The organism is Nocardioides sp. Root682 (genome assembly GCF_001427795.1).
In the GTDB taxonomy this organism is placed as follows: domain Bacteria; phylum Actinomycetota; class Actinomycetes; order Propionibacteriales; family Nocardioidaceae; genus Nocardioides.
The window spans coordinates 1,321,405-1,348,096 of sequence record NZ_LMHJ01000001.1; the positions used below are offsets into that span (position 1 = coordinate 1,321,405).

The 26,692-nt window shown below is 71.0% G+C and carries 26 protein-coding genes; 8 read left to right on the plus strand and 18 right to left on the minus strand.

The window, feature by feature from the left end:
• Positions 1-5: 5 nt before the first annotated feature.
• Genes ASD84_RS06205 through ASD84_RS06215 form a run of 3 tightly spaced genes read right to left on the minus strand, consistent with a single transcriptional unit; the run spans position 6 to position 2,099 of the window.
• Entirely contained in the window at positions 6-452 is a 447-nt protein-coding gene (locus tag ASD84_RS06205) for a DUF3817 domain-containing protein (RefSeq protein ID WP_056707853.1), read from the minus strand.
• A complete protein-coding gene (locus tag ASD84_RS06210) occupies positions 449-1,270 on the minus strand; it encodes a siderophore-interacting protein (protein ID WP_235530999.1) in 822 nt (273 codons plus the stop codon). Before ASD84_RS06210 ends, ASD84_RS06205 begins: the two co-directional genes overlap by 4 nt.
• Positions 1,271-1,325: 55 nt before the next feature.
• Positions 1,326-2,099 carry an isoprenyl transferase gene (locus tag ASD84_RS06215; RefSeq protein ID WP_082573187.1) on the minus strand — a complete coding sequence of 258 codons (774 nt, stop codon included), beginning with the start codon at positions 2,097-2,099 and terminating at the stop codon, positions 1,326-1,328.
• Between the two features lie 153 nt (positions 2,100-2,252).
• Between ASD84_RS06215 and ASD84_RS06220 the strand changes: the two genes are divergently transcribed.
• Together ASD84_RS06220 and trhA are read left to right on the plus strand one after the other, a co-directional pair.
• Complete coding sequence (locus ASD84_RS06220) at positions 2,253-3,380, plus strand: AIM24 family protein (RefSeq protein ID WP_056707855.1); 1,128 nt, start codon at positions 2,253-2,255, stop codon at positions 3,378-3,380.
• 101 nt (positions 3,381-3,481) lie between these two features.
• Positions 3,482-4,222, plus strand: coding sequence for a PAQR family membrane homeostasis protein TrhA (trhA, locus tag ASD84_RS06225; protein ID WP_056707859.1), 741 nt, complete (start codon positions 3,482-3,484; stop codon positions 4,220-4,222).
• A gap of 103 nt (positions 4,223-4,325) precedes the next feature.
• On the opposite strand, the gene rlmC is transcribed toward trhA, so the two are convergent.
• On the minus strand, positions 4,326-5,495 hold the full coding sequence (rlmC, locus tag ASD84_RS06230) for a 23S rRNA (uracil(747)-C(5))-methyltransferase RlmC (protein WP_056707863.1): 1,170 nt from the start codon (positions 5,493-5,495) through the stop codon (positions 4,326-4,328).
• A 23-nt stretch (positions 5,496-5,518) separates the two neighbouring features.
• Here rlmC and ASD84_RS06235 point away from each other — a divergent pair, with 23 nt between their 5' ends.
• Positions 5,519-6,250: a hypothetical protein gene (locus ASD84_RS06235; RefSeq protein ID WP_056707866.1), complete on the plus strand. Its 732-nt coding sequence runs from the start codon at positions 5,519-5,521 to the stop codon at positions 6,248-6,250.
• 8 nt (positions 6,251-6,258) lie between these two features.
• On the opposite strand, the gene ASD84_RS06240 is transcribed toward ASD84_RS06235, so the two are convergent.
• Positions 6,259-7,683, minus strand: a complete 1,425-nt coding sequence (locus tag ASD84_RS06240) for a PLP-dependent aminotransferase family protein (RefSeq protein ID WP_056707868.1) — start codon at positions 7,681-7,683, stop codon at positions 6,259-6,261.
• Between the two features lie 37 nt (positions 7,684-7,720).
• On the opposite strand from ASD84_RS06240, the gene ASD84_RS06245 reads away from it, so the two are divergent.
• On the plus strand, positions 7,721-8,614 hold the full coding sequence (locus tag ASD84_RS06245) for a DMT family transporter (protein ID WP_235531000.1): 894 nt from the start codon (positions 7,721-7,723) through the stop codon (positions 8,612-8,614).
• Here the strand turns inward: ASD84_RS06245 and ASD84_RS06250 are convergent.
• The 7 genes from ASD84_RS06250 to ASD84_RS06280 all read right to left on the minus strand — a co-directional run bounded on the left by ASD84_RS06250 (position 8,574) and on the right by ASD84_RS06280 (position 19,197).
• On the minus strand, positions 8,574-10,070 hold the full coding sequence (locus ASD84_RS06250; RefSeq protein WP_056707875.1) for an aldehyde dehydrogenase family protein: 1,497 nt from the start codon (positions 10,068-10,070) through the stop codon (positions 8,574-8,576). The genes ASD84_RS06245 and ASD84_RS06250 overlap by 41 nt on opposite strands.
• A gap of 101 nt (positions 10,071-10,171) precedes the next feature.
• Positions 10,172-10,924 (minus strand): matrixin family metalloprotease, encoded by a 753-nt coding sequence (locus tag ASD84_RS06255; protein ID WP_056707877.1) that lies wholly within the window; start codon positions 10,922-10,924, stop codon positions 10,172-10,174.
• Between the two features lie 30 nt (positions 10,925-10,954).
• Positions 10,955-14,470, minus strand: a complete 3,516-nt coding sequence (locus ASD84_RS25985; protein ID WP_082573188.1) for an adenylate/guanylate cyclase domain-containing protein — start codon at positions 14,468-14,470, stop codon at positions 10,955-10,957.
• A 15-nt stretch (positions 14,471-14,485) separates the two neighbouring features.
• Positions 14,486-17,161 (minus strand): FAD-dependent oxidoreductase, encoded by a 2,676-nt coding sequence (locus ASD84_RS06265; RefSeq protein ID WP_056707883.1) that lies wholly within the window; start codon positions 17,159-17,161, stop codon positions 14,486-14,488.
• The gene (locus tag ASD84_RS06270; RefSeq protein WP_056707886.1) at positions 17,158-17,637 is read right to left on the minus strand and encodes a Crp/Fnr family transcriptional regulator; all 480 of its coding nucleotides are present in this window, start codon (positions 17,635-17,637) and stop codon (positions 17,158-17,160) included. The genes ASD84_RS06265 and ASD84_RS06270 overlap by 4 nt, the downstream gene beginning before the upstream one ends.
• A gap of 127 nt (positions 17,638-17,764) precedes the next feature.
• A complete protein-coding gene (locus ASD84_RS06275) occupies positions 17,765-18,535 on the minus strand; it encodes an enoyl-CoA hydratase-related protein (RefSeq protein ID WP_235531001.1) in 771 nt (256 codons plus the stop codon).
• Positions 18,532-19,197 carry a TetR/AcrR family transcriptional regulator gene (locus tag ASD84_RS06280; protein ID WP_200954445.1) on the minus strand — a complete coding sequence of 222 codons (666 nt, stop codon included), beginning with the start codon at positions 19,195-19,197 and terminating at the stop codon, positions 18,532-18,534. The genes ASD84_RS06275 and ASD84_RS06280 overlap by 4 nt, the downstream gene beginning before the upstream one ends.
• Before the next feature lie 110 nt (positions 19,198-19,307).
• Here ASD84_RS06280 and ASD84_RS06285 point away from each other — a divergent pair, with 110 nt between their 5' ends.
• Entirely contained in the window at positions 19,308-20,525 is a 1,218-nt protein-coding gene (locus ASD84_RS06285; protein WP_056707889.1) for an oxygenase MpaB family protein, read from the plus strand.
• Between the two features lie 15 nt (positions 20,526-20,540).
• Here ASD84_RS06285 and ASD84_RS06290 read toward each other — a convergent pair whose 3' ends face one another.
• Positions 20,541-20,918, minus strand: coding sequence for an MmcQ/YjbR family DNA-binding protein (locus ASD84_RS06290; RefSeq protein ID WP_056707892.1), 378 nt, complete (start codon positions 20,916-20,918; stop codon positions 20,541-20,543).
• A gap of 96 nt (positions 20,919-21,014) precedes the next feature.
• Between ASD84_RS06290 and ASD84_RS06295 the strand changes: the two genes are divergently transcribed.
• Positions 21,015-21,626: a hypothetical protein gene (locus tag ASD84_RS06295; protein WP_056707896.1), complete on the plus strand. Its 612-nt coding sequence runs from the start codon at positions 21,015-21,017 to the stop codon at positions 21,624-21,626.
• Between the two features lie 6 nt (positions 21,627-21,632).
• On the opposite strand, the gene ASD84_RS06300 is transcribed toward ASD84_RS06295, so the two are convergent.
• From ASD84_RS06300 to ASD84_RS06315, 4 genes are all read right to left on the minus strand, one after another.
• Positions 21,633-22,937 carry a sensor histidine kinase gene (locus ASD84_RS06300; RefSeq protein ID WP_056707899.1) on the minus strand — a complete coding sequence of 435 codons (1,305 nt, stop codon included), beginning with the start codon at positions 22,935-22,937 and terminating at the stop codon, positions 21,633-21,635.
• The gene (locus ASD84_RS06305) at positions 22,934-23,596 is read right to left on the minus strand and encodes a response regulator transcription factor (protein WP_056707904.1); all 663 of its coding nucleotides are present in this window, start codon (positions 23,594-23,596) and stop codon (positions 22,934-22,936) included. Before ASD84_RS06305 ends, ASD84_RS06300 begins: the two co-directional genes overlap by 4 nt.
• Before the next feature lie 4 nt (positions 23,597-23,600).
• A complete protein-coding gene (locus ASD84_RS06310; protein ID WP_056707906.1) occupies positions 23,601-24,110 on the minus strand; it encodes a DUF2231 domain-containing protein in 510 nt (169 codons plus the stop codon).
• A 70-nt stretch (positions 24,111-24,180) separates the two neighbouring features.
• Positions 24,181-25,068 (minus strand): LysR family transcriptional regulator ArgP, encoded by an 888-nt coding sequence (locus ASD84_RS06315; RefSeq protein WP_056707908.1) that lies wholly within the window; start codon positions 25,066-25,068, stop codon positions 24,181-24,183.
• 62 nt (positions 25,069-25,130) lie between these two features.
• On the opposite strand from ASD84_RS06315, the gene ASD84_RS06320 reads away from it, so the two are divergent.
• Both ASD84_RS06320 and ASD84_RS06325 read left to right on the plus strand, forming a co-directional pair.
• The gene (locus ASD84_RS06320) at positions 25,131-25,748 is read left to right on the plus strand and encodes a LysE/ArgO family amino acid transporter (protein WP_056707912.1); all 618 of its coding nucleotides are present in this window, start codon (positions 25,131-25,133) and stop codon (positions 25,746-25,748) included.
• 25 nt (positions 25,749-25,773) lie between these two features.
• Complete coding sequence (locus ASD84_RS06325; RefSeq protein ID WP_056707916.1) at positions 25,774-26,109, plus strand: HNH endonuclease; 336 nt, start codon at positions 25,774-25,776, stop codon at positions 26,107-26,109.
• Positions 26,110-26,112: 3 nt separating this feature from the next.
• Here the strand turns inward: ASD84_RS06325 and ASD84_RS06330 are convergent, their stop codons facing one another.
• Complete coding sequence (locus ASD84_RS06330; protein WP_056707919.1) at positions 26,113-26,646, minus strand: AAA family ATPase; 534 nt, start codon at positions 26,644-26,646, stop codon at positions 26,113-26,115.
• Positions 26,647-26,692 lie beyond the last annotated feature (46 nt).

The window sequence follows — 26,692 nt, forward strand, 5'->3', positions numbered from 1 at the left end:
TTCCGTCAGGAGCCAGGAGGACCCACGACCAGCGCGACGCCGGTCAGTGCGGCGACCGCGATCAGGCCGACGGCGGCACCACGCAGCGGGTTGCGCAGCAGCCAGGCCACGAGCCGGTCGGGCAACGAGGAGCCGGCACCGGCAGGCAGCCGCCACGCGTCACCGAGCCAGCCCTTGCGGATGGCCCACCACTCCAGCGGCAGCGTCGCCAGCGGCGGAAGGGCAGCCAGCAGGGCCAGCAGTCCACGCCCGGCCGACCAGCGGCGGTCGACCCACACGACGAGCGTCACGACGACGTACGCGATGAACACGACACCGTGGGCCATGCCGAAGATCCGGACGCCGGTCTCGTTGTCGGCGGGGCCGTACTTGAGGAACATGCCGAACAGCAGGCCGGTCCAGGTGATCGCCTCGGCGATCGCGACGGTGCGGAACAAGCGGGTGGGACTCATGCCTGACTCTCTTCAGCGCGCGCGAGCGCGGCCTTCCACTCACGGAAGGACTCCTCGGTGCGGCCCTGTCGCCAGTAGCCGGAGATGGAGACGTCGGCGCGCGGTACGGCGCGCTCCTTGAACAGGTAGGGCCGGATCTCGTGCATCACGGCCTGGGCCTCGCCGTGCACGAACGCGTGCACCCGGCCCTCGCGCCACGGCAGCGCGCGGACGGCGTCGGCCAGGCCGGGGTGGTCGGCGTCGGTGCGGTGCAGCCAGGTCAGCTCGATGCCCTCGGGCGTCGCCACCTCCTGCTCGTACGACGGCCCGTCGACCTGCAGCACGACGTACCCCTGCGCGTCGGCTGGCAGGGCGGCCAGGGACTGCCGGATCGCGGGAATCGCCGCCTCGTCGCCGGCGAAGAGGTGCCAGTCGGCGGTGGGATCGGGGCTGTACGCGCCGTTGGGTCCGCGCACGTTGATGGTGTCGCCCGGTTGGGCAGCCGCGGCCCAGGGACCGGCGACACCCTCGTCGCCATGCACCACGAAGTCGACGGACAGCGTGCCGGCAGCCACGTCGGGCGCAATCACGCTGTAGGTCCGCATCGTGGGTCGCTGCCCCTGCGCGAGCAGTGCCGGACCATCCTGACCAGGAGGGGCGAAGATGAACTTCATGTAGCGGTCGGTCCAGTCGCTGCCGGCGAACGCGGCAAGATCGCCGCGGAACCGGATCCGGACCATTGCGGGGCTGAGCTGCTCCTTGCCCTCGACGGTCAGCAGCGTGACCGGCTGCGGTGCCTTGGCCGGCTTCACTGGTGGTGCGGGGGGCGTGGTGCTCACGTCGGCGAGCCTAACGAGCCGCTGGTCGCGCGTCGGGACAGGGCGTGGCAGTGCGTCAGGTGCCGTGGCGGCGGTCACGCAGGGCATACGCCCGGATCGCGCGGAGGAAGTCGACGCGACGGAAGTCGGGCCAGTAGGCCTCGCAGAAGTAGAACTCCGACTTCGCGCTCTGCCAGAGCAGGAAGCCGCCGAGCCGCTGCTCACCGGACGTGCGGATCACGAGGTCCGGGTCGGGCTGGCCCTTGGTGTAGAGGTGTTCCTCGATGTGCTCGATGTCGATCATCTGCGCGAGCTCGTCGAGCGGGGTGCCCTTCGCGGCGTGCTCGGTCAACAGGGAGCGGACCGCGTCGGCGATCTCACGGCGCCCGCCGTACGCGACGGCGACGTTGACGATCATCCCTTCGACATCTGCCGTGGCCGCGGCCGCCGCCTTGAGCCGTTCCGCGGTGGTCGCGGGCAGGAGGTCGAGCGCCCCCACCGGGTGCAGGCGCCAGCGGCGCTGGTCGGCGAGCGAGTCCACGGCGTCGGAGATGATCTCCAGGAGCGGCTCGAGCTCACGCGCCGGGCGGTTGAGGTTGTCGGTGGAGAGCAGCCACAGGGTGACCACCTCGATGCCGACCTCGTCGCACCACGTCAGGAGGGGCTCGATGTTGGCCGCCCCGACCCGGTGTCCGTGCGCGGTGTCCTGGCCCACGGCCTTGGCCCACCGACGGTTGCCGTCGAGCATGACGCCGACGTGCTTGGGGAGGTTGCCGGGCATCCGGCGCAGCATGCGCGCCTCGTAAGCGGGGTAGAGCACCTTGCGCACGCCACGCTTCCAATCCGCCACAAGCCGATCGTAGGCCACCCCGGCCCGCTCCCGGGACCACCAGATCGCGTGGCCGGGCCTTTCGGGTCAACCCACCGGCTGACACGATGGGCACGACGGGGTGGGAGCAACTCGGCTCCAGGCCCTGGAAACTTCGAGAGAGGGACGACGACGATGACCGCAGCTGCCTGGCATCCGGACCCCACCGGTCGCCACGAGCTCCGCTACTGGGACGGCTCCCAGTGGACTGACCACGTGTCCGACCAGGGGGTGCAGTCGACCTCCCCGGTCAACGCCCCCGCCGACGCCGGAGCCGGCGCCGCCATGAGCGACTCCTCCGACAGCGGTGCCGCTTCGTCGCAGTCGATGGGCGACTCGACAGGCGACTCGATGGGCGAGTCCTCGGGCGAGTCGATGTCCGCCGAGCCCGTGGCCGAGCAGCCCGCCGCCGACCAGTGGGCCGCCCAGCCCGTTGCCGAGCAGCAGCCGATGGCGACGCAGCAGATGGCCGCGCAGCCGGACCCCGCGCAGCAGTGGGCGGCCCAGCAGGCCCAGCCCGCGTACCAGCAGGCTCAGCCGGTCGGCCAGCCCGGCGGCCAGCCCGGCGGCCAGCCGTACGGCGACGCCTTCGCCGGCATCACCGGTGAGCTGATCGACGGCCGGTTCAGCGAGAAGGACGCCGTGGGCGCCAGCCTGCAGAACAAAAAGATGCTGCGCGTGCGGGTGGTCGAGCCGTTCATGGCCAAGCAGGGCGCGATGGTCGCCTACCAGGGCAATGTCGCCTTCAACTTCCAGGGCGGCGGCGCGGCCAAGTTCCTGAAGAAGGCCTTCACCGGTGAGGGCCTGTCCCTCATGCGCGTCGAGGGCCAGGGCGACGTCTTCCTCGCCGACGGCGGCCACGAGGTGCACATCCTGCACCTCAACAACAGCGGCCTGTCCGTCAACGGCTCCAACGTGCTCGCGTTCTCCTCGTCCCTCGACTGGAACGTCGAGCGGGTCAAGGGCGGCAGCATCGCCGCGGGCGGGCTGTTCAACACCACGCTCCGCGGCACCGGCTGGGTCGCCATCACGACCGACGGCCAGCCGGTCGTGCTGAACGCCGCGGAGGCGCCGACGTTCGCGGACGCCCAGGCACTCGTCGCCTGGTCGGTGCACCTGCAGACGTCGATCAAGTCCTCGTTCACCGCCGGCGCGCTGATCGGTCGCGGTTCGGGCGAGGCCTTCCAGGTCGCGTTCAGCGGTCAGGGCTTCGTCATCGTGCAGCCGTCGGAGGGCGGCGTCGTACCACCGCACACGCACTGAGCAACATCCTCCGATCGGAGGATTCGCGGCGGCCGGATGAGCGTGAAGTCACGTCCATCCGGCCGCCGCTGGTTTCACCACGGGCCAGTAGGCTCGACCCCATGAGCCAGGCCTTCCATGAATCGAGCGAGAAGGCCCTGGCACGACTGGACGCGATCACTGAGTCGATCAGCGAGACCCTTGCGGACGTCAAGCCGAAGCTACGCGGATGGATCCACCTCGCGTCGACTCCGCTGGTGATCGCTGCCGGCATCGTGCTGATCTGTCTCTCGCCCACGGCGACGACCCGGGTCGGATCGATCTTCTTCGTCGCCTCGGCGATCCTGCTGTTCGGCTGCTCGGCGCTGTACCACCGCGGCACCTGGTCGCCGAAGGTGTGGAAGATCCTCAACCGCCTGGACCACTCGAACATCTTCGTGTTCATCGCGGGGTCCTACACGCCGTTCGCCCTGATCCTGCTCGACGGCACCGCGCAGGTCGTCATGCTGGTGACCGCCTGGACCAGTGCCCTGCTCGGCATCGCATTCAAGGTCTTCTGGCCGTCCGCACCGCGCTGGATGTCGGCACCGATCTACATCGCGATGGGCTGGGCCGCGCTCTTCTTCCTCCCGGCCTTCTACGACGGCGCGACCGCGCTCGGCCTGGGAGTCGGCATCGCGATCTTCGTGCTGATCGCCACGGGCGGCGCTCTCTACACGCTCGGCGGCCTGGTCTACGGCTTCCAGTGGCCGAATCCCTCCCCTCGGGTGTTCGGCTTCCACGAGGTGTTCCACGGCTTCACGATCGTGGCGTTCGTGACCCACTACGTCGGCGTCTCGATGGCGACGTACGCCCTGCGCTGACCGAGCAGCGGCGCGCGAGGAACGAGCGCGGCGCGTGGGCGAGGGCAGGTAGAGCAAGCGTCGTGTCTGAGGCACGAAGGCACGACAGCGCGTCGAAACCCAGTCAGCGACGCATCAACAGCACCAGCACCTCCGCGTGCGGGGTCTGCGGGAACATGTCGAGCAGCCGCCCCTTCACCACCGTGTACAACGCCAGGTCGGCCAGGTCGCGCGCCAGGGTCTCCGGGTTGCAACTGGAGTAGAGGACGTGCCGCGCGCCGGACTCCTCGAGCCGGCGCGCCAGGTCGCTGCCCAGGCCGCGACGCGGCGGGTTCACGACGACCAGGTCGGCCTTCGCCAGGAGCGCGGAGTGGTCCGGAGCGGTCGCGTCGCCCACCTCGAACCGCAGGTCGCCGGGCAGGCCGGCCTCGTCGCGTGACCGCTCCGCGCTGGCAATCGCGTCGGCGCTGATCTCGATCCCGGTCACGTCCCGCCCAACAGCCGCGAGGTGGAGGGCGAAGCCGCCGACGCCGCAGTAGAGGTCCACGACGCGGGCCGGCGCGAGGGCGGCGACCCAGTCCTGCGCTTCGCGATAGAGCGCTGCAGCGACGTCGGTGTTGGTCTGGAAGAAGCTGCGCGGGCGCAGGTGCAGGGTCACGTCGTTCAGGCGCATCGGCAGCGTGTCGGCGTCGGTCAGCACGATCTCGCGCTCGCCCTCGAGGACGGCCCGGTGGTCGGGCTGGACGTTGAGGGTGGCCACCCGCAAACCGGGCAGCTGCTCCTGCAGCCACGGCAGGTGCTTGCGGATCCGCGCCTCGGTGCTGGTGGAGCGGACGACGAACCGCACCATCAGCTCGCCGTCCGGCGACTCGGTGACCAGCAGGTGCTTGAGCTCGCCGCGCTGCGTGACGGGGAGGTCGGAGCTCACGTCGTAGGGCGCGAGCCCGGCGCGGGTGACGAAGGCCGCGAGGTGCGGCAGCGCAGCGATGATCCCGGGGGTGTGCAGGGCGCAGTCGCGCAGGTCGACGCCCTTCCCGGTCGGGTCGAGGATGCCGAGCGTCGGCGCCTCCGCGGTCCCGGCGACGACCATCTTCGCCTTGTTGCGGAAGCCGTCGGGGCGACTCGCCACGGGCGGCTCCCAGACGAGCCCTTCGGCCCCCTGTGCCGCGCCCAGCAGCGACCGGACCGCCTGGTCCTTCGTGGCCAGCTGGTCGTCGTACTGACGCCCGAGCCAGGTGCACGACCGGCACTCCCCCGCCGTGAAGTGTGCACAGTCGAGCACGGCGAGACCCATGGCGTCATCGTAGGCTGCGGCGCGTGGAGTACTCCTACGACCGGGTGAACCCGGATGCGGTGCTGGACACCGTGCAGCGACTGGAGCGCCGCATCGACGCGCGGTTCAAGGAGCGCGGGCTGCGCAAGGTCGTCGGCGAGCTCGCCGGAGTGGTCGCGGAGGTCAAGGAGTCGACCAGGGCGGTCCGGGGGCGGCGGGCCTGGCTGGCCAGCCTGTCCCGCTTCGGCATCATCCTCGTCATCCTCGTCGCCTTCAGCGTGATGGTGCTGGCGGTGCGCTCCGCGGCCATCGACGCGCCCGACTCCGGCCTCGAGTGGCTCCCCGTCCTGGAGAGCGGCGTCAACGACCTGGTCTTCGCGGCGATCGCGATCTGGTTCCTCTACTCCGTGCCCGAGCGACTCCAGCGCCAGCGCCTGCTCACCTTGCTGCACCGGCTCCGCTCGCTCGCGCACATCGTCGACATGCACCAGCTGACCAAGGACCCCGAGCGCCTGCGCGAGACGTTCCGCCGCACCGGGGCCAGCATCGACATGGAGCTGACCACCAAGGAACAGCTCGAGCACTACCTCGACTACTGCTCCGAGCTGCTCAGCCTGATCGGCAAGACCGCCGCGCTGTGCGCGGAGGAGTCACGCGACCCGATCGTGCTCGACACCGTCAGCACCATCGAGACGCTCACGGTCTCGCTGGAGCGAAAGATCTGGCAGAAGATCGCCGTCCTGAACGCCGATCGCGACAACGACCCGGCGTCGTAGGCCCAGGCCTAGACCTGGCCCCGGACTCCTTGCGTGGCAAGCATCCGCGCGATGGTCCTGACGGCGTCCGGGTAGCCGGCCGGGTCGGGTCCGGTGAAGGTGAGCCGCAGGTGCGGGCCGGACGGCTCCGCCGGGAACCACTCGTCGCCCGAGGAGATCCACACGCCCGCATTGGCGCAGTCGCGGACCAGCCGGTCGACGTCGGTACCGTCCGGCAGCCGGCACCACAGGTGCAGTCCGCCCGGCGGCACGAGGTCGAGGCGCAGGTCGGGTGCGTGCGTGCGCACGCTGTCGACCAGCAGGTCGCGCCGGTCACGCAGCTGTTGTCGCAGTCGCCGCAAGTGGGTGCCCCAGCCGGGGTCCGAGACGACGTCGAGCGCGGCCTGCTGGAGCAGGCCGCTGACGTACATCGACTCCGCTGCCCTGTCCGCAAGGATCCGGTCGCGCGCCGGTCCCCGCGCGATCACTGCGGCGACGCGGATGCTCGGCGACATGCTCTTCGTCAACGACCGCAGGTAGACGACGTGACCGGCGCCGTCGAGCGCGGCCACCGGGCGCGGGTCGGTGTCGATGCCGAAGTCGTGAGCCCAGTCGTCGTCGACGAGGAAGGCGCCGTGCGACCGGACCACGTCGAGGATCTCCTCGGCCCGACTGATGCTCCACTGGGCGCCGGTCGGGTTGGCGTAGGTCGCCTGGGCGTAGAAGGCGCGTGCGCCGGTCTCGCGAAAGGTCCGGTCGAGCTCGTCGGGATCGGGACCGTTGCCGTCGCTCGGCACCGGCACCGGCTCGACGCCGGCCTGGTGGGCGGCCTGGATGGCACCCCAGTAGGTCGGTGACTCGAGGAGCAGCGCCTGCCCCGGGGCGACCAGGGCACGGAAGATCGAGGACAGCGCGCTCTGGCTGCCCGGCGCGATGATGACGTCGTTGGCGGTCACGGGGGCGAGGTCCTGCCGGGACGCGTCCGCCAGCTCGGCCGCGAACCATGCGCGCAGCTCCTGCAGACCGGCGGAAGGTGGCCGAGAGGTCGCCGCCGCACCACGGGCGGCTCGACCCAGCGCGGCGCGCACCAACCTCTCGGGGAGCAGGTCCGGCTCGGGATAGCCGGCGTGCAGGGCCTGCGCGTCGGGCGGAGCGGTCTGCAGCGGTCCGGCCAGGCGCGGGATCACCGAACGCGGCGTCCGCAGCGCGGCGGTCTGCCAGCCGAAGTCCGGTCCACGACTCGGGCGCACGGTGCGGACGAACGTGCCGATCCCCGGACGCGTCTCGATCAGCCCCTCGGCCCCCAGCCGGCGCAGTGCCTTCTGCACGGTGACCGGGCTGGCGGCGTACTCGGCAACGAGCTGGCGGGTCGACGGCAGCTGCGCTCCCGCGGGCGCATCACGGACCCACGCGCGGATGCCGGCGACCAGCCGGGAGGTGCTATCGTCATTCATGTCAGTACAGAGTAGCGCTATCGTTCCGCAGCGCAAGGTGCTATCCGCATCGCCAGCCGGCCTCGGCTGGGGGTTCCTCGGGGTCCTCGCCTTCTCCTTCACGCTCCCGCTCACGCGGCTCGCCCTCGAGGACCTCTCCCCGCTGTTCATCGGCGCCGGTCGCGCCGTGATCGCCGCGCTGCTGGCCGCGACCGCCCTCGCCGTGACCCGACAGGCGCTCCCCCGCGGCCGCCAGTGGCTGCGCCTGCTCGTCGTCGCGGGCGGTGTCGTCGCAGGCTTCCCCCTGCTGACGTCGTACGCGCTGACCGAGGTGCCGGCTGCGCACGGTGCCGTGGTGATCGCGCTGCTGCCTGCCGCCACAGCGGTCCTGGCGGTGTTGCGGACCGGTGAGCGCCCCGTGCCGGCGTTCTGGATCTTCTCCGCGTTCGGCGCCGTTGCCGCGGTGGCCTTCGCGATCGCACAGGGTGGCGGAGTGAGTCACGTCCAGCGTGCCGACGTGCTGCTGTTCATCGCGGTCTTCCTGTGCGCCGCGGGGTACGCCGAGGGCGCCCTGCTCACCAAGGAGCTCGGCCCGTGGCAGACCATCTCGTGGGCTCTCGTCGTGGCGCTGCCCGCGATGGCCGTGCTGACCGCGATCAGTGTCGTGCAGCAGTCGCCGAGCGGTTCGGTCGGCGTGTGGGCGTGCTTCGCCTACGTCTCGACGATCAGCATGTATCTCGGCTTCTTCGCCTGGTACCACGGCCTGGCCATCGGCCCGATGGCACAGGTCAGCCAGGTCCAGCTGGTCCAGCCGGTCCTGACCATCGCCTGGGCAGGCCTGCTGCTCGCCGAGGAGATCACCTGGCTCACCTTCGTCGGCGGCCTGGCCGTGATCCTGTTCGCGCGGGGCGCTACTTCTTCCCGCGGCCGTAGAGCCCCTTCACGACCTTGACCAGCTGCTGCTCCGCCTTCTCCGTACGACGGAACGACGTGAGCTCGATCGCGGGGCGGAACCGCTGCCGGGCGATGGCGTGCGGGTAGGTGAACTCGCGCAGGCCGTCGGCGCCGTGGATCCGGCCGAAGCCCGACTGACCGACGCCGCCGAACGGGAGCGTGGGGATGCCGGCGAACGAGATCACGCTGTTGACCGCGGTCATGCCGGCGCGCAGCTGCTCGGCGATCTCCATGCCCTTGTCCTTGGCGAACACCGTCGAGCCGAGGGCGAAGGGGGTGCCGTTGGCCAGCCTGATCGCCTCGTCCATGTCCTTGACCCGCGTGACGGTCACGGTCGGTCCGAAGGTCTCCTCCTGCTGGGCAGCGGAGTCCTCGGGGACGTCGACGAGCACCGTCGGCTGCACGTAACGCGCACCTTCGGGCACCGGCCCGCCGACCAGCGCACGGCCGCCGCGTGCCAGGGCGTCGTCGATGTGGCGACGGATGACCTCGACCTGTGAGGGCATGGTGATCGGACCGAGCTGCCCGCCGGGCTCCGCCTTGACGTTCTTCGCCGCGACGACCAGCTGGTCGACGAACGTGTCGTAGACGCGGTCGTGGACGTAGACCCGCTCGACACCGGCACAGGTCTGCCCGGCGTTGCCGCAGGCGCCCCACAGGGCGGAGTCGACGGCCTCGGCGATGTCGGCGTCCGCGTCGACGATCATGGCGTCCTTGCCACCGGCCTCGATCACCACGGGCGTCAGGGTCGCCGCCGCGGCAGCCATGACCCGCTTGCCGGTGGCGGTGGAACCGGTGAAGGCCACCTTGTCGACGCCGGACGTCGTCAGCGCGGCACCCGTCTCGCCGTACCCGGTGACGACCTGGAACACCGGGCGGCCCACGGCCTCCAGGAAGGTCTTCGCGAGCCATTCACCGATGGCCGGGGTGTACTCCGAAGGCTTGAAGACGACACCGTTGCCGGCGGCCAGCGCGTAGGCGATGGAACCCATCGGCGTGAAGACGGGGTAGTTCCACGGCCCGATGACGCCGATGACGCCGAGTGGGCGGTACTCGATCGTCGCCGCCTGGTTGACCATGAGCAGGCCGGGCGCGACCATCCGTCGCTTGAGCACCTTCTCGGCGTGGCTGCCTGCCCAGGCGAGGTGGTCGATCGCGAGCGAGGCCTCGAGCAGGGCGTCGCCGTGCGGCTTGCCGTTCTCGAGGGACATCAGGGAGGCGAGCTCGTCGAGGCGGCGGGCGATCAGCTTGCGCCAGGCGACGAGTGCCTTCTTGCGACCGTCGAACCCGAGCGCACGCCAGTGCTCCGCTTCCTTGCGCACACTCGCCACCACCGCCTGCACGTGGGCGGCGTCGTGGATGGGGTGGGTGCCCACGACCTCGTTGGTGGCGGGGTTGTGCGAGGTGAAGGTTGCCGCCGAGGTCTCTGCGGGCGCGGTTTCGATGCTGGTCACCCCTTGAATCTACTGCCGTTGCAGGGGCGGCGGAATGTTCGCAGGAACAAAAGCACGAGCCCCCGATGTGCCACGTCACGAGGGTGCCTCCCGACTCGTCGTCAGGCGCACTCCCCCTGTCCGAGCCGGACCAGTCCGTTCAGGTCCCCGCGCCCGAACTCGCGCTGGCCGATGTTGTCCTCGAACATCAGCTCCGCTGGCGAGTCGACGTGGTCGAGGCCGACCAGGTGCCCGAGCTCGTGCAACAGGATCGCCCGCTGGTAGGCCTCACCGTCGCGCTCCTCCTCGAGGTCCTCGAACGAATCGCTGTCGAGGGTGACGCCGCCCGTGATGAACCGCAGCCGACCGTCCCCACCCTCCCGGGCCGCGGCCCCACCGAGACCGGCCACGTCGCCGTCGAGCTGGTCGACCTCGGACTCGGTGGCCCACGAGATGAGGACCTGCTCGCGGCGCCCGCCCAGGGGCACGAACTCACGCTCCCACTTCGGACGGCGATCGGTGCGGCCGTCGTACACGAACCGCAGGCCGGTGACCCCGGCGACCTCGGCGACCGCGGCCTCAACGAAGGCCACTGTCTCGTCCGCACCGTCCGGAGCCCCGTCGGTGTTGATCTCGTAGTGGATCTCCTTGCAGGGATCCCACGCGACCGGGTCGTCGGGGTCGCCCCGCTGGTGGTCCAGGAAGGCGTACACCCCGCCCTCGGGGACGTCGGCCGGAGTGCCGAGCGGGTCCTCACCCAGGCCGATCAGACGACGGAAGGCACTGTTCTCGCTGCCGGGAGCGAACAGGACGATGCCGACGAACAGCACCGCGCTGATCAGCAGCACCAGGCCTGATCGCCAGCGCTCACGCATGGAAGTCCCCACTCCGCCGAGTCTGCCTCGTCAGACCGAGCGCTCGAGGTCCTCGAGCCACGCCCGCGCCCCGAGCTGCCCGTACACCTCGCGCGCCCGGTCGAGCAGGTCGACCGACTCGCCGCGACGTCCCTGCCGGACCAGCCAGGCACCCAGGTCGGCCGCGATCCGTGCCTCGTGGACCACCGAGCCCCAGGTACGTGCCTTGCCGAGCGCATCGCGGTAGAGCTGCTCCACGGTGTCGTCTGCGAGCGACCCGTCCCGACCCGCTCCCGCACGCAGCTGGAGGTACAGCGCTCGTACGCCCAGGGGCAGGGGCCCGTCCGGCACGTCGGCCAGGGCGAGCACGGCGGCGACGTCGGTGGAGTCTCCCCGTTCGCCGACCACCACCGCAGCGAACATCCAGATCGACCAGATGTCCATCGAGGTGGCCGCGCCCTCCACGATGAGTCGAGCCCCCTCCAGTGCCAGCTCCACGGCGTCCGGCTGACCCGCGATCATCGCCTCAAGGGCACGGTCGACGTAGAACTCGGCCACGACGCCCGGATCCTCGATGTCCTCGGCCGTCTGGCCCACCGTCTCGGCGACCGGCAAGCGGTCGGTCCCGCGGCCCCAGGCGTGGAAGCGCAGGGAGATGTCCGCAGAGAACGCGAGGAACTTCATGACGTCCTCGACCTCGGCGAGTGCGGCAGCCTCCTCCCACTCGCCCTGCAGGAGCAGCGCGAGCGCCAGGTTGTTCGTCGCGAAGGCAACGACGATCTCCTCGCCGATCTCACGCCCGCCCGCGATGGCGGCGCGTCCGATCCGGATGGCGTCGGGCACGTCGTCGAAGGTCTTGAGGGCGCTGAGGTTGAGGAGGGCAACGGCACGTTCGCGGATGGCGTGGTTGCGTCCCGCCAGCTCGGCAGACTGCTCGAAGAGCAGAGCCGACAGGTGCGGGAGCGACTCGCTGCAGCTGATCGCCTGGACCGACCAGCTGTCCGCGATCCGGCGCGGGTCCCCCGTCAGCTCGGCCAGCTCCAGCGCCTCCTGCGCCACCGCGCCCAGCCCGTCGCCACCGGCTCGCATCAGCACCGAGGCCAGGGCGCCCACCAGGTCGAACCGTGTCGCGAGGACCTGCGGGTCCTCCGGCACGTCGGGCAGTCGGTCCAGCATGTCCCGCACCAGCTGCTCGGCACGCCCCAGGTCCCCTTCGCCGTAGACCAACGACCGCGCGAGGTCCTCCGTGGCGGCCGCAGCACCGACGAGGTCGCCGATGGCGTCGAAGCCCTTGAGCGCATCGGCCGCGTGCTCGATCGCTGCATCGAGCTGCCCGGCGATGCGCAGCTGCCGGGCCAGCCTGCTCTGTACGACGAGGCGCCGGCCGGGTTCGCAGCGCTCCAGTGCACGGGTGAGGTAGCCGACAGCCTCCCCCGGTGCCCCGAGGTCGGCCGCTCGATCGGCCGCCAGCTCGAGGTGCTGGGACGCCGCCGCGGTCAGCCCGGCCACGTCCGGGTCCCCCGGGACCGCCTCGATGGCGTCGAGGTAGTGCTGGGCGATGATCGGGGCGAGCTCGTAGGCCTCGCTGTGACCAGCCAGCTCGGCGGCCAGTGCGGCCGCGACCCGCAGGTGGGTGGCCTTCCGGTCGCGACGGCCGAGCATGCCGTAGGCGACTTGGCGTACGACGCCCTGGACGAACCGGTAGCTGCCGAAGTCGGCGCTCAGCCGATCGGTCTCGCGGCGCAGCACCTCGCGCCGGAACAGGCCGCCCAGCGCCCGCTCGAGGTCCGGTACGTCGTCGCAGAGCGCACTGATGCCCTCGTCCGTGAACACCAGGCCGAGCACGCTGGCGCGGTCCACGACCCGGCGTTCGTCCGCGGGCAGCGTGTCCAGCCGGGCGGCGATCAGCGCCTGCAGCGTCTGCGGCGCCGCGAGCGCCCCGAGGTCGACGGCCGCGGGGTCGGTCAGCACGTGTCGACCGTCGCGCACCACCACGACGTCGTGGTCCAGCAGCGAACGCACCGTCTCGATCGCGAACAGGGGCACGCCCTCGGCGCGCTGGACGAGCTCGGTGCGGATCCGCTCCGGGACGCCATCGACCAGCCGGTCGATGAGCTCTGCCATCTCCGCCTCGGACAGCTGCTCGAGGTGGATGACGGTGACGCGCCGGTTGCCCGCGAGGTCGGGGTGGTCGGCCAGCAGCTCGGGACGGGCGAGCACCAGCACGAAGACCGGGTGGTCGGCAGCGACCAGCAGGTGCTCGAGGAAGGCCAGCAGGGCCTGGTCGGCGTACTGCGCGTCGTCGATGACCAGGACGACGGGTGAGCCCTGGCCGACGTACTTGAAGAAGGCGGTCCACGCGACGAAGAGGTCCTCGCGGCTGAACGAGGTCCCCGACTCGTGTCCGAGGAGGGCGCCGAGACGCGGCTCGAGCCACGCCCGCTCGGTGGGCTCCGGCACGCACGCAACGAGTGCGGCCTGCAGGAGCGGACGTCCCTCCAGCCCGGCCGAGGTGTCGCCGGCGAGCACGCCGATCCGGTTCCGCACCGCCTCGGCCAGCGCGTAGTAGGCCACGCCGTCGCCGTACGACAGGCAGCGCCCGCGGTGCCAGAGCACGTCCGCGTCGAGGCCATCGACGTACTTCTCGAACTCCCACCCGAGCCGTGACTTGCCGATGCCTGCCTCGCCGTCGATGACGAGCATGCCGGGGCGGGTCGTCTCCTCGACGCCGTGGAAGACCTCCTTGACCAGCCGGAGCTCCCGGTCGCGCGCGACCAGCGTCGCCTCCAGTCCGTCGCCACGCCCGTCGCCACCGACGTTGGCGACGACGGCACGAACCGCCCACAACGGCACCGGCTCGGCCTTGCCCTTCATGGGGTGAGCGCCGGCGTCGTCGAACGCAATGGCCGAGGAGGCGAAGGACCGGGTGGTCCCATCGACCCAGACCGCCCCGGGAGGCGCGGTCGACTGGATCCGGGCTGCGGTGTTGACGGCGTCCCCCGCCACCATGCCCTGGCCGGTCGCGCCGACCGTGACTGCGACCTCCGCGGTGGTGATGCCCACCCGCAGGGCCAGGCCGGGCAACCCGATCCGGTCCCCCAGCGCCGCGACCCGCTCGATCAGCTCGAGTCCGGCGCGGACCGCGCGCTCGGCGTCGTCCTCGCGGGTGGCGGGCAGCCCCCAGACGGCCATGACCGCGTCGCCGATGAACTTCTCCAGCTCACCGCCGTAGCGCTCGATGACCGCACGGCACTCCTCGAAGTACGCCGTGAGCAGCTCCCGGACCTCCTCGGAGTCCCTGCTCTCCGACAACGTCGTGAAGCCCACCAGGTCTCCGAACAGGACGCTGGTGATCCTGCGCGCAGCGCCAGCGACGGCGGGAGCGGCCGACTCGACCACCGGGGCCGCACCGCTGGCGGTCCCGCACGTGGGGCAGAAGCGCGCACCTGTCGGGAGATCACCGCCGCACGACGAACAGCCCGGCGCGGCGAACGAGCTGCCACACGAGAAGCAGAAGGCGGCGGTGTCAGCCTGCCCACCGGTGCCGCACGCCGTACACGTCCTCATCCCGAGACCCACCTCTCACCGGCCGAGGCGGGTGAGCGCCTCGACGTCGCCGGCCCGCAGGTCGGCAAGGATGGTGGTGACGTCGGCCCGGTCGCCGACCAGGCGCTGCAGGTGGGGCACCTCGCGGGTGTGGCCGAAGAGCAACCCGCCGACGAGCTGACCGTCGTCCACGACCAGCTTCGCGTAGGTCCCCGCAGCGAGGTCCTGGTGCACCACGACCTCGTCGGTCGCTTCCGGATCGATCCTGCCCGCGCTGGCGAGCGCGACGCCGACGCCCTTGAGCACCATCGGCGGGACCTCCTGCGTGAACGCCTGGTGCTCACCGAGGAGCTGGGCCGCGACGACCTCCGCCTGGCGGACCGCCGTGGGCCACAGACCCCACGACCGGCCCTCGAACTCGGCCACGTCGCCGCAGGCATAGACGTTCGGGCTCGACGTGCGCATCTGCTCGTCGACCACGATGCCGCGGTTCACCTCGAGGCCGGCGGCGCGAGCGAGATCTGCGTCCGGGGCCACACCGATGGCGCACAGGAACAGGTCCGTGGTGGCCACGGTCCCGTCGCTGAGGCGGAGTCCCTCGAGGGTCTCGGTGCCGGCCAGCTTCTCAACACTAACGCCGAGGCGCACCTCGATCCCGGTGCCGGTGAGGAAGTCGGTCAACATCTGCGACGCGGTCTCGTCCGCACCTCGGGCCAACAGGCGCTCGCCGCGTTCGAGCACCGTGGTCGAGATCCCGAGCTTGTGCAAGGAGTACGCCGCCTCGAGCCCGAGCAGGCCACCACCGCCCACGAAGGCCCGGCGGGCACCGGTGCGCTGGGCATGCGCCCTGATCTCCGCGGCGTCGGACGCCTCGCGCAGCACGAAGGTCCCCGGGACACCGAACCCGGGCACGTCCGGCACGATCGGCCGCGCACCGGTCGCGAACACCAGGTGGTCGAACTCGATGACCTCGCCCGTCGCCATCCGCACCACACCGTCCTCGGTGTCCACGGACGAGACCAGCGTGTTGAGCCACGAGTCGACCCGGTTGGTCTCGAACCAGTCGTCCGGCAACAGGTAGAGCCCCGCCATCGCGCTGCGTCCGTAGATGACCCGGGAGATGCCCATCCGGTTGTAGAGGTGGTGCGGTTCACGGTTGACGAGCGCGATCTCGCAGTCGACGTCCGCCTCCCGCAGCCGTTCGGCCACCGACACCCCGGCGATGCCGCCACCGAGGATGACCACCTTGCCGATGGACCGTGCGGGGGCGCTGGTCCTCGGCGCCGGAGCCGCGGGCGGGCCCGTCCGGTCCGGCTTCAGCGCGACGGTGCAGTCGCCGCGCAGGACCGCCTGGCACGCCAGCCGGTTCCCGTCCGGCAGGCCCAGGCGGCGCAGCGTCGCGGCCTCGTCGGGCGTCATCGGGTCGAGGTTCGCCGCGCCGGCGCGGATCGCCACCGGGTCAGCGCCGCACATGCCCATCCGGCAGCCGGCCTCGATCGGCAGCCCCGCTGCCTCGACGACGTCCAGGATCGTCGAGCCGGCCTTGCTGACCAGCTCACGGCCCTCGGGCTCCACGCGCACGCACGGGTTCTCGGAGTGCTCGGCCTCGTCCTGCAGGCCCTGGAGGCGGTCCGCCCCGATCCGGAGCGCGGTCGTGACCGGTGCAGCGACGATCTGCTTGAAGCGGAGCTCGAGCGCGAAGGTGCGGACCAGCCACGCCACCGCGAGCGCCAGCGCGACCGCGCGCAACGGCCAGCGCAGCAGCGCCATGTCCGCGCCCGTCGCGTCATAGGCGACGCCCGCGATCGTCGTACCGGCGAACCAGTAGAAGGACACGAAGGCCGTGGCGCCCCAGAGCGCGGCCACCTTCGCCCAGGTCAACCGGGTGAGGCCCTGCACGGCGAGGAAGATGCCCGCGGACGCCGCAGCGCACGCCGCCAGCCGCAGGTAGTAGGTGCCGTCACCGCTCGCATCCGGCGAGGGAAGCAGGTTGTAGCCGAGGACCAGGCCCGGGAACAGCCCGGCGAACACGCGTCGACTGGCACCCCAGTCGGGGTTCGCGTCGGTCATGTCCGCCTGGTAGGCGACCGGCGGGTTGAAGTCGTAGCAGTTCTTGGTGCAGCCGACGCAGGGCTCGCAGTGGCTGTTGGGCGAGGTCACGAACGGCGTCTGGCCGTAGAGGCGCTGCACGGGCAGCAGCGGGCAGATGCTCGAGCACCAACCGCTCTTGCCGCGGTAGGTCAGGCCCCCGACGAGGGCGACGGTGATCGTGGCCGCAAGGACGATCGCAGTGACGCGGCCGTCGGTGTTGAGCACCGTACGACGCAACGCAACCGCGAGCAGGAACGCGGTGATCGCGACGAAGTGCCCGCGCTCGGCCAGCCAGGTCGGTGTCTTGAGCGCCCTGCTCCTCCCGATGGAGCGCGGCATCTGGTTCGCCGCGGCCAGCGGACAGATGTTGCGCCACACGCCGGGCGCGACGAAGAACATCACCGGGAGCAGGGGCACCACGACGTTCCACAGCAGGTAGAGCCCGTCCTCGGGCTCGGCCACCAGCAGGACCACGAGTCCCAGGTAGGCGGCCACGCTCACCAGCCGGACGTAGTGCCAGGCACGCCGCGGGACAGTCCGCGGGAGCTCGACGTACGGCGGGAAGGGCCGCTCCTCGTCGACGGGAGGTCGCTTGCCCAGCTTCAGGTCGACGGCGGTCACCGCGCCGCCTCGCGCGCCTCAGCAGCACGGAGCCGACCGGCCAGCGCACGCCCCAGGTCCAGCAGCAGGGTCCGGGCCAGCACGGGTTCACCGGCCGACAAGGCCTCGAACGCCTCGTACCGGATCCGCATGATGCGGGAGTCCTCCACCGCGACGACCGTCGACGAGCGGGGCCGGCCGTCGAAGAAGGCGACCTCCCCGAAGACGTCGCCGGGCACCATCTGCGCCCGGGCACCGTCGGGCACGCCTGCGATGCGCGGAGCGAGAGCGCCGGCGAGGACGATGAAGAGGCTCTGGTCCTGCTCCCCCTCGCGAACCAGCACCTGGCCGCGCTTCACGACCTCGATCGTGCTGTGCTGCTGAAGGACCCGCCACTCGCGCGCGCTGCAGCTCTCGAGGAAGGTTCCGACGGCAGCAGTGGCCGGCGCGGGTTCGGGATCGCCACCCGCGACGCTGTAGTCGAAGAAGTCGACCATCGTCCTGACTCCTTAGCAGCTCCCGCACGGTTGGACGCCGGCACGAAGGTACCGCTCCGGGCGGGGCCTGCGCCGGAATTCCGGCGAGGAAGTGCTGACGCGGATCCGCGATGGAGCGGCCGAGGTGTCAGCGTCCGGTCCACCGCGGCTCGCGGCGTTCGAAGAACGCGGCCACACCCTCCGCGACATCGGCCGAGGCGAGCAGGCGCGCCAGGGCGGCATGGCTGGCCTCCCACACCGCGGCTTCGTCGCCATGGATCTCCCGGCGCGCCAGCACCAGTGCCTCACGAGCGGCGAGGGGCGCGTTGCCGCAGATCGTCGCCGCCAGGCCCAGCGCGATGTCGAACGCGAGGCCCGGCTCGACCAGTCGGTTGACGAAGCCCAGCCGCTCGGCGCGCTCGGCGTCGAGCGGTTCCCCGGTGAGCAGCATTTCGAGGGCGACGTTCGGCGGCAGCAGCCGCGGTGCGCGGAACACTCCCCCGAAATCGGCGAGCAGGCCACGCTTCACCTCCGGGAACCCGAACGTCGCCGTACGCGAGGCAACGACGAGGTCGCAGCTCAGCACCAGCTCGAACCCGCCCCCGAGGGCGTGGCCCTCGACGGCGGCGATCAACGGCTTGGTCCGCTCCCGGGAGGTCAGCCCGGCGAAACCACCGCGCTCGGTCGGCTCCCCCGGACCCTCCGCGAGGTCGGCTCCTGCGCAGAACACCGACGGTCCGCCGGCGAGGACGCCACACCAGAGGTCGTCGTCGTCCTCGAGCAGGTTGAGCGCCTCGTCGAGACCCTGCGTGAGCGCCGCGTTGATGGCATTGCGCTTTGCCGGACGGTTCAGTCCGATGATCAGGGTCCGGTCGTGGCGGATCACCTGTACGGCGGGTTCGGCTGCCTGATCGCTCACGGACGGCCCTTCATCCCGAGCATCGGCACGAGGTAGCGGCGGGCGACGTCGCCCACCTGCTCGTCGTCATCGAGGTCGACCTGGTCGCTGGGTGTGAGGAGGAAGGACGTGGTCAACCGGACCATGACCTCCGCGACCATGTCGATGTCGACGTCGGGGTCGACGTGGCCAGCGGCCTGCTCCTGCCGGAGCTGGCCGGCGACGAACTGCGACACCACGGCGAGGGTTCGCCCCGTCGTCTCCAGCATCGGGACGAGCGCCTGCGGCTCGGCGACCATCAGGCCTCCGATGAGGGCGTTGCTCCGGATCGAGCGGAGCGAGCTCACGAAGCCGCACACCAGCCGTTCCTCGAGCGTCTCGGCGTGGGCGATGTCGAGGAAGAACTGGTCCAGGTAGCGGCGGAACTCCCGCAGCACCACCTGCTCGACCAGTGCCTCCTTGGAGCTGATCCGCCGGTAGACGGTGATCCGGGACAGACCCGCCCTGCGCGCGACGTCGTCCATCGTGGTCCGCTGGATCCCGTGCGCCGAGAAGAGCTCGCACGCTGCGTCGAGGACGTCGGCGTTCCCGTCGTCACCGGACCGGTCCGTGACCTCGGCGAAGGCGCGCTCGAGCAGCGATCCGGTCGCAGCTGGCGTGTCCACGTCGTCCTCCTCGCTCATCGGCTCCCGACATTCTCACGCATGGGTCTGGCGCGGGGCGGTCACCTGTGATCTGATGATGGTACGCCGATACGGGTTGCGTATCACCGTACCAGTGCAGGGAGAGCGGGATGCCGGAACTCAGCAGGCGGGGCCTGTTGCTCGGGAGCAGCACCCTCGGCGCCGTGAGCGCCTTCGGCGTGATCGCACCGGCGCCTGCCTGGACGTGGTCCCCGACGGCGTCGGTCATCGGCACCGGGACCGGCATCGACCCGCGCCAGGTGTGGGACGACGAGGCCGACTCCCTCGTCGCCGCGCTGTTCGCCCGCGGCGAGGTCGACCTCGTCAACGAGCTCCTCGCGGGATGGACGCACAACGACCAGGCACTCCCACCCGGACTGCCTGTCGACGTACACGCCTTTCTCGAGCGTGCCCGCCAGCTGCCGGCCTGGACCGACCAGGCAAAGCTCACCCGTGCCTTCTCCTTCTACGAGCGCCGCGGGCTCTACCTCGGCGTGCTCTACGGGCTCGGCAGCGGAATGATGAGCTGCGTCATCCCCCGCGAGGCGAAAGCGGTCTACTACTCCGCCGGCGGCGCCGAGATGAAGGACCGCATCGACAAGACCGCCAAGCTCGGCTACGACATCGGCGTCCGTGACGCCTTCGGACCCGGCGGCCAGATGGTGGTGACCTGCCTGAAGACCCGGCTCACCCATGCGGCGGTGCGCCACCTGCTCCCGCAGTCCAGCCACTGGAGAGCAGCAGCCCAGGAGGCCAAGCCGATCAGCCAGGCCGACATCATGGTGACGTGGCACAGCCTGGCCACCTTCAGCTTCAACAAGCTCACCGCATGGCGGGTCCCGATGCCCGCAGCGGACTCGGCCGCCTTCCTGCACCTGTGGCAGGTCACCGCCCACCTGCTCGGCGTGGCCGACGAGTACATCCCCGCAACCTGGGCCGAGTCGAACGCCCAGGCACGGCAGGTCCTCGACCCGATCCTGGCGCCGACCCCGGAGGGCGTGAAGCTGGCGACGATCCTGCTCAACCTCGCCGCCGAGTACGACGCCGGGCTGACCAAGCCGATGCTGCACGCCTTCACCCGCTACTGCCTCGGCGACCAGATCGCCGGTTGGCTCGAGGTGCCGCGGGAGCCGGTGACCGACCCGCTCGTCAAGTCCGGCTGGCCGCTGTTCATCGCGTTCCGGGAGTCGACGATGTGGCTACCGCTCGCGCCACAGGGCTACTGGCTGTTCGACGAGTTCCTGCGCGTCGGCGTCCGGTACTTCCTCGGCGAAGGACGGGTCACGAACATCACGATGCCGACGGGCAACAACCCGAACCACTCCTGACCTCACTGGTCGGGCTCAGGCTCCGGGACGATCGACCAGCTCGACCAGCCGTTGGGGTGCCTGGATGCAGAAGGAGTCGGTGAGCAGCTCGCCGAGCTCCTCCCAGTCGGTGTGGTCATCGAGGAGCAGGCCGACGATGTTGCCGCCCCACTCGCCCTTGAAGTACGGCGCCCCGAGGTGCTGGAACGCCATCACCTCCTCGGGCTCGGCGCGGAACACGATCCGGAACAGCTGGTCCTCGCCCCCGAAGACGTGCGCGACCGTGGACGTCGTACCGCCCACGCGCCAGCGCACTCCGGTCCACGCCTCCTCCTCCCGGCACTCCGGCAACCGGGCAAAGGTCTCCCTCAGCGGGGCGAGGTAGGCCTCGGGGACATCGGGACGCTGCGGCACGTCACGAATTTCCCACACCGCACCGACAGGCGCCTCCACAGGACAACCGCCACGAACGCTGAGGCGTCTTCTCATCAACCGACCGAGGAGAGCGCCATGAGAGCACGCATCGCCATCGCCCTGGCCGCCGTCCTCGCGAGTGCGGCCTGCGGCAACAAGGTCGAGGACGTCACCGCGGAGCCGACGACAGCGGCCTCGACGCCGAGCGCCACGGAGAGCCTCCCGGCGAGCACCGCCACCACGGCGGCGTACGACGACACGGCGCTGCTGGAAGCGCTGGTCACCCTGGCCACCGCCCCGAGCGCCGAGGCAGCCTCGGCGTTGCCCTTCGCCGCGCAGGTCCGGCTGGGACTCGGGCCTGACCTCGTCGCGACCCGTCCTCGCGACCGGCTCGCCTCCTTCGGTGGCTGGGACGTCGACCTCGAAGCCTTCCGCGGCCACGTCGGCCCCTTCAACGCCCTCGGCCGGCTGGCCGCGCATGCCGACGGCGACGACTCCCTCACCCGCTTCACCACCACGATCGGCGAGCATCCGCACTGCGCCAGTCCGCCGGCACCCGCGCCTGCCGGCCTCGCCGATCATCGACACATCTCCCTCCAGCCGACCGACGACTCGATCGACGGCTGCCTCGAGTGGTTCACGGTCGACCTGTTCCTGGACGACAGCGGAACCATCGACACGGTCACCTTCGACATCTGGGAACCGTGACGAAGCTCAGGCGTGAGGGAGTTCGACCACGAAGCGCGTGGGATTCCTCGGGCTGACCAGGCGCACGTCGCCGCCCGCGCTGCGCGCGATCCGTTGCGCCAGCGGCAGCCCCAGACCGGCGCCGCCGTGGTCGCCCGACGCGTGGCCGGGCTCGAAGACGCGGTCAGCGATCGCCGGATCCACCCCGGGTCCGTCGTCATCGATGGCGATCCCCACCATCCCGTCGCGGACCTCCACCACCGACACTCGCACGTGGGCGGCCATGCGCAGCGCGTTCTCGAGCACGGGCCCGACCGCGCGCGCCACCAGCGTCTCGTCGAGGGCGACCCGCACCCTGTCGCCGACGTCGATCTCGACCGGATGCGTCGCGTCACGGGACAGTTGAAGGAGAACCCTCCGGACGTCGGCCGCCGACGCACCGTGGGGCGAGCCGGACCGAGCCAGCTGGAGCAGACCGGTGATCGTCTCGCCCATGCGGCGGCTGCCGGCCCGGATCTCCTCCACCTCAGCGCGTACGTCGTCCTCCAGGTCAGGCCGCATCGCCAGCAGGTCCGCGGTCCCCTGGACCGCGGTGAGCGGCGTGCGCAGCTCATGGGCCAGCTCAGCCGTCAGCCGTTGCTCGGACAGGATCGCGGCGTCCACCTTCTCCAGCAGGGTGTCGAGGGTCTTGCCGAGGGCGGTGATCTCGTTGGTCGGAGCCCCGAGCTCGAAGCGGCGTCCCAGGTCGTGCTCACTCCAGTCGGCCGCCGTGGATGCCATGGCAGCAACCGGCGCCAACGCTCGCCGACTGACCCACGCGGCCAGGGCGGCGGAGGCCAGGACCGCGAGCATCCCGGTGATCGCGCTCACCAGCAGTGCGTAGTGCTCGGCCTCCTCGTAGGGCCCGAGCCGTTCGTTGACCACCACGATCCCTTCGACACCCGAGGCGAGGATGAAGGGATGCGCCCGGATCCTCCTGGTCTCCCCCACTGATCGCGTCCCATGCCCGGCGGCGACGAGGTCGGCGTACTGCTCGGCCAGGGCGGGCGGCTCACTTCCCGCCACCAGCGTCCCCTTGTCGTCGTACACCGCGACACCGGCGTCGAGCGCACCGTCCGGTACGACCAGTTGCGTGGACGTGGAGGCCGCATCAGCCGAGCTGATCACCGCCTCGGCTCGCTCCTCGAGCACCCGGTTGATGGACCGGGTCGACGTCTGCGACAGCACCAGTTGGACGATGAGGGCCAGCAGCACGACCGCGAAGGCGGTGATCGTCGCGCTGAGCACCACGAGTTGGCGGCGGAAGGAGCCCGTCGGGCGGGTCTGCGTCATTGGAGGCGGAACCCCACACCCCGGACCGTGTCGATCCGGACCGGCGAGGCGACCGATTCGAGCTTGGTGCGCAGCCGCCTGATGTAGGAGTCGATGGTGTTCTCGGCGACGAGCGCACCGTCGGGCCACGCAGCGGAGACGACGGTACGACGACGCACGACCTCGCCCGGTCGCGCCATGATCGCCGCAAGCATCCGGAACTCGGTGGGCGTGAGCAGCGCCTCGCCGGCCGTCGTACGAATCGCGTGACTGGTGGGGTCCAGGACCAGGCCGGTGCTGGCGCCGGGGCGCGCCCCCGGACGGCGACCCAGTGCCTCGATCCGCACCAGCAATTCCTTCACGTCGAACGGCTTGGCGAGGTAGTCGTCGCCTCCGGCGTGGAAGCCGGACAAGGTGTCCTGGACGGTGCCGAGCGCGGTCAGGAACAGGACCGGTGCGTGCTGACCCGCTGATCGCAGCGCCTGGCATACGTCCCGGCCATCCGCGTCAGGCAGGCCGATGTCGAGCACCAGCACGTCGACGGCGGCATCGAGCCCGAACGCCCGCACCGCCTCGGCCCCGTTGTGGGTCAGCACGGCCTCGTGCCCGGCACGGCGCAGGGCCTGAGCGAGCACCCGGCGGATCGCCGGGTCGTCCTCACACACCCCCACGGTCAGCACGGGCTCACTCTGCCCGATCGGCCGTCTCCGTGAGCTGCGCCGGAGCCGATCGCGGCGCGGCGACGTCACCCCAGGCGGCCCGTGCACCCGAGTCGCCGACCCGGTAGACCTGCACAGCGCAGGCCAACGCGGCCACGACAGCGAGCGAGGCCACGACCCGCGTCAGCGTGGGCGACATCGGCGCCACGTCCGCGCGCGCTGCCTTCCGGTCCAGCCAGACGAGGGCCGCAGAGAAGATCAGCAGCGCGATCGCGAACCAGATGAGCTGTTCGCCCAGCTCGGCGTGCTGACCGGGTTCGCCCACCCGGTGCTCGAGCTCCTCGCCGCTCGACGTCGCGACCGGACAGAGAACGGCCGCCACCAGAGCCGCCGCAACCACGAGCGGTCCGTACCGGCCACGCCACACCGGGCGGACCGCGATCGCCAGGGTGCCGAGCGTCGCCAGCGGAAGGAGCACCACGATGGCGTGCACGACCAGGGGGTGAAGGGGAATGCCGTTGATCAGGTCGAACATGGGTGCTCCTCGTACGGGTGGGATGTCATCCACCAGCCTCCGGCCCGGAACCTGTCGACAACCTGACTGATCACCGACGCCGCAGCGCGACCGCTGCTGTGCGCACGGTCTCAGTGAGCTCGGCCAGCGCCGGGCTGTCGAGACGCCACCGCTGCCAGTGCAGGGGTACGTCGACCGGGCGGGTCCCCGGCAACCGGACCAGCGCACCGGCGGCCAGCTCGGGAGCCAGGTGCGGCTCGGGGATCATGCCCCAGCCGAGTCCGCTGCGGACCGCCTCGTGGAAGTCGGCCGTGCTCGGCACCCGGTGGACCACCGGTGGTCGACCGACGCCACGGGCCGCGAGGACGTCGTCCTGGAGGCGGTCCTTCTCGTTGAACACGACCACCGGGATGGCTGACCAGTCGATGCCCCGGCCGTGACGGTGCCGCTCGGCCAGCCAGGGTGCCCCGGCCGGGACGTAGCGCAACGAGCCCAGGGGTTCGGACACGCAGCCCTGCACCGGTCGGGGTTCGTCGGTCACCGCGGCGAGCACCTCGCCGCGACGCAACAGGTCGTGGGAGTGGCCCTGGTCCTCGACGTGCAGGCGCAGGGCGGTCGACGGCCACTGCGCCACCTCGCCGAGCACGGGCCGGAACCAGGTGGCCAGCGAGTCCGCGTTGACCGCGACGGAGAGCTCGACGACCTCACCAGCGCCGAGCGACACGGCGGCCTCGGCAGCCAACAGCCGCAGCTGCCGCCCGAGTCGCACGAGCGGCTCTCCGGCGGGCGTCACGGTCGCGGGCGTCGTACGACGGACGAGGACCTGGCCCGCTGCTCGTTCGAGCGCCCGCACCCGCTGGCTGACCGCGCTCGGAGTGAGGTGGAGGAGCCGAGCGGCCGCCTCGAACGTGCCCTCCTCGGTGATCGCCACCAGGGTCTCCAGCTGGTCCGGGTCGAAGTGCACGGTCAAGTGAAGCATCCCTTCATCACCTGAAGAAACATTCGCTGGCCTTCACTCGGACGCGAACCTAGGTTCGAGGGGTGATCGCTCCAGCCCTCGCCGGCCTCCTGACCGGCCTGACCCTCATCGTCGCGATCGGCGCCCAGAACGCCTTCGTCCTGCGGCAGGGGCTGATCCGCTCGCACGTGGGCCCCGTGGTCGCGATCTGTGCCCTGTCGGACGCCGTACTGATCGCGGCGGGAGTGGGTGGGATCGGCACGATCGTCGACCACGCCCGCTGGGTCCTCGAGGTGGTCCGCTGGCTGGGCGTCGCCTTCCTGGTCTGGTACGCCGCCGCGTCGTTGCGTCGCGCGACGCGACCCGAGTCGCTCGCCGCGGCCGGCAACGGCGCCGCTGCTGAGCCACGGGGCCCCGTGCTCGGTCGCGCCGTCGCGCTCACGTGGCTGAATCCCCACGTCTACCTGGACACGGTGCTGCTCGTGGGCTCGATCGCCGCGGCCCACGACGGCGGCGAACCGGCCGGCCGTTGGTGGTTCGGTGCGGGCGCCGTACTCGCCAGCGGGCTGTGGTTCGCCAGCCTCGGGTACGGCGCCCGCCTGCTGGCTCCCCTGCTCGCCCGGCCCCGCGCGTGGCAGGTCCTCGAGGTGCTGATCGCGATCACGATGCTGTTCGTCGCGGCGAGGCTTGCCCTCGGATGAGGACCGGCCGCGACATACTCGCGACGTGCCCACCCGCAGCCGTGCCGCGACCTACGCCAAGCGCCGCCAGCGCCGGATGGCCAAGGTCGACCACGACCTGACCGACGACCAGTGGTTCGCGCTCCAGGAGGCCTGGGCCGGCTGCGCCTACTGCGGAACGGTCGACGCGGCGCTCCAGAAGGACTGCATCCTGCCGATCTCGCGCGGTGGCCGCTACACGCTGACGAACGTCGTGCCGGCATGCCGGTCCTGCAACGCCAGCAAGTGCAACCTCGAGGTCACGGCGTGGATGCGCCGCAAGAAGCTCGACGAACGCACCTTCCTGGTGCGGCAGGCCGAGACCCTGCAAGCGCTGGCCTGAACCTCACGTGATCGAGGCCAGGAGCCGCTCGACGTCCCTTCGGGTGCGGAGCCGGTGCCAGTCGAGGGCGGCGTACGGTCCCTCACTCATCGCGGTCTCGTAACGGTCGCGGGTCCGGCCGTACGTCGTCCAGGCCCACCACAGGATCGAGTCCTCGCCGCGCCAGAACATCAGTCCGCCCCAGCCTTCGCGGTTGCCGCTCCACAACTCCTCCTGGGTGGCTGCGCGGCGCACGGTCCGCGTGACGGATTGCCACATCACCCGCCAGAGTGGCGGGTTCACCCACACCACGGTGTCCGCCCGTTCCCAGACCAGCGTCCCGAGCTTGCTCTGGTAGTTGCCGTCGACGACCCACGCCTCGCCGGCCGTCGCCGCGGTGACACGATTCCGTAGTTCCTCGGCACTCGCCTGGGCCCAGTTCGCGCCCCAGTGCAGATCGTCGAGCTCGACGTAGGAGAGGTCCAGCGCTGCAGCGATCCGACGTGCCGTGGTTGTCTTGCCCGATCCGGAGCTGCCGACCACCGAGACCCTCCGCACGACCCCAACCCTAGTCGCGGAGCGACGCGACTCCTGTCATTACTGA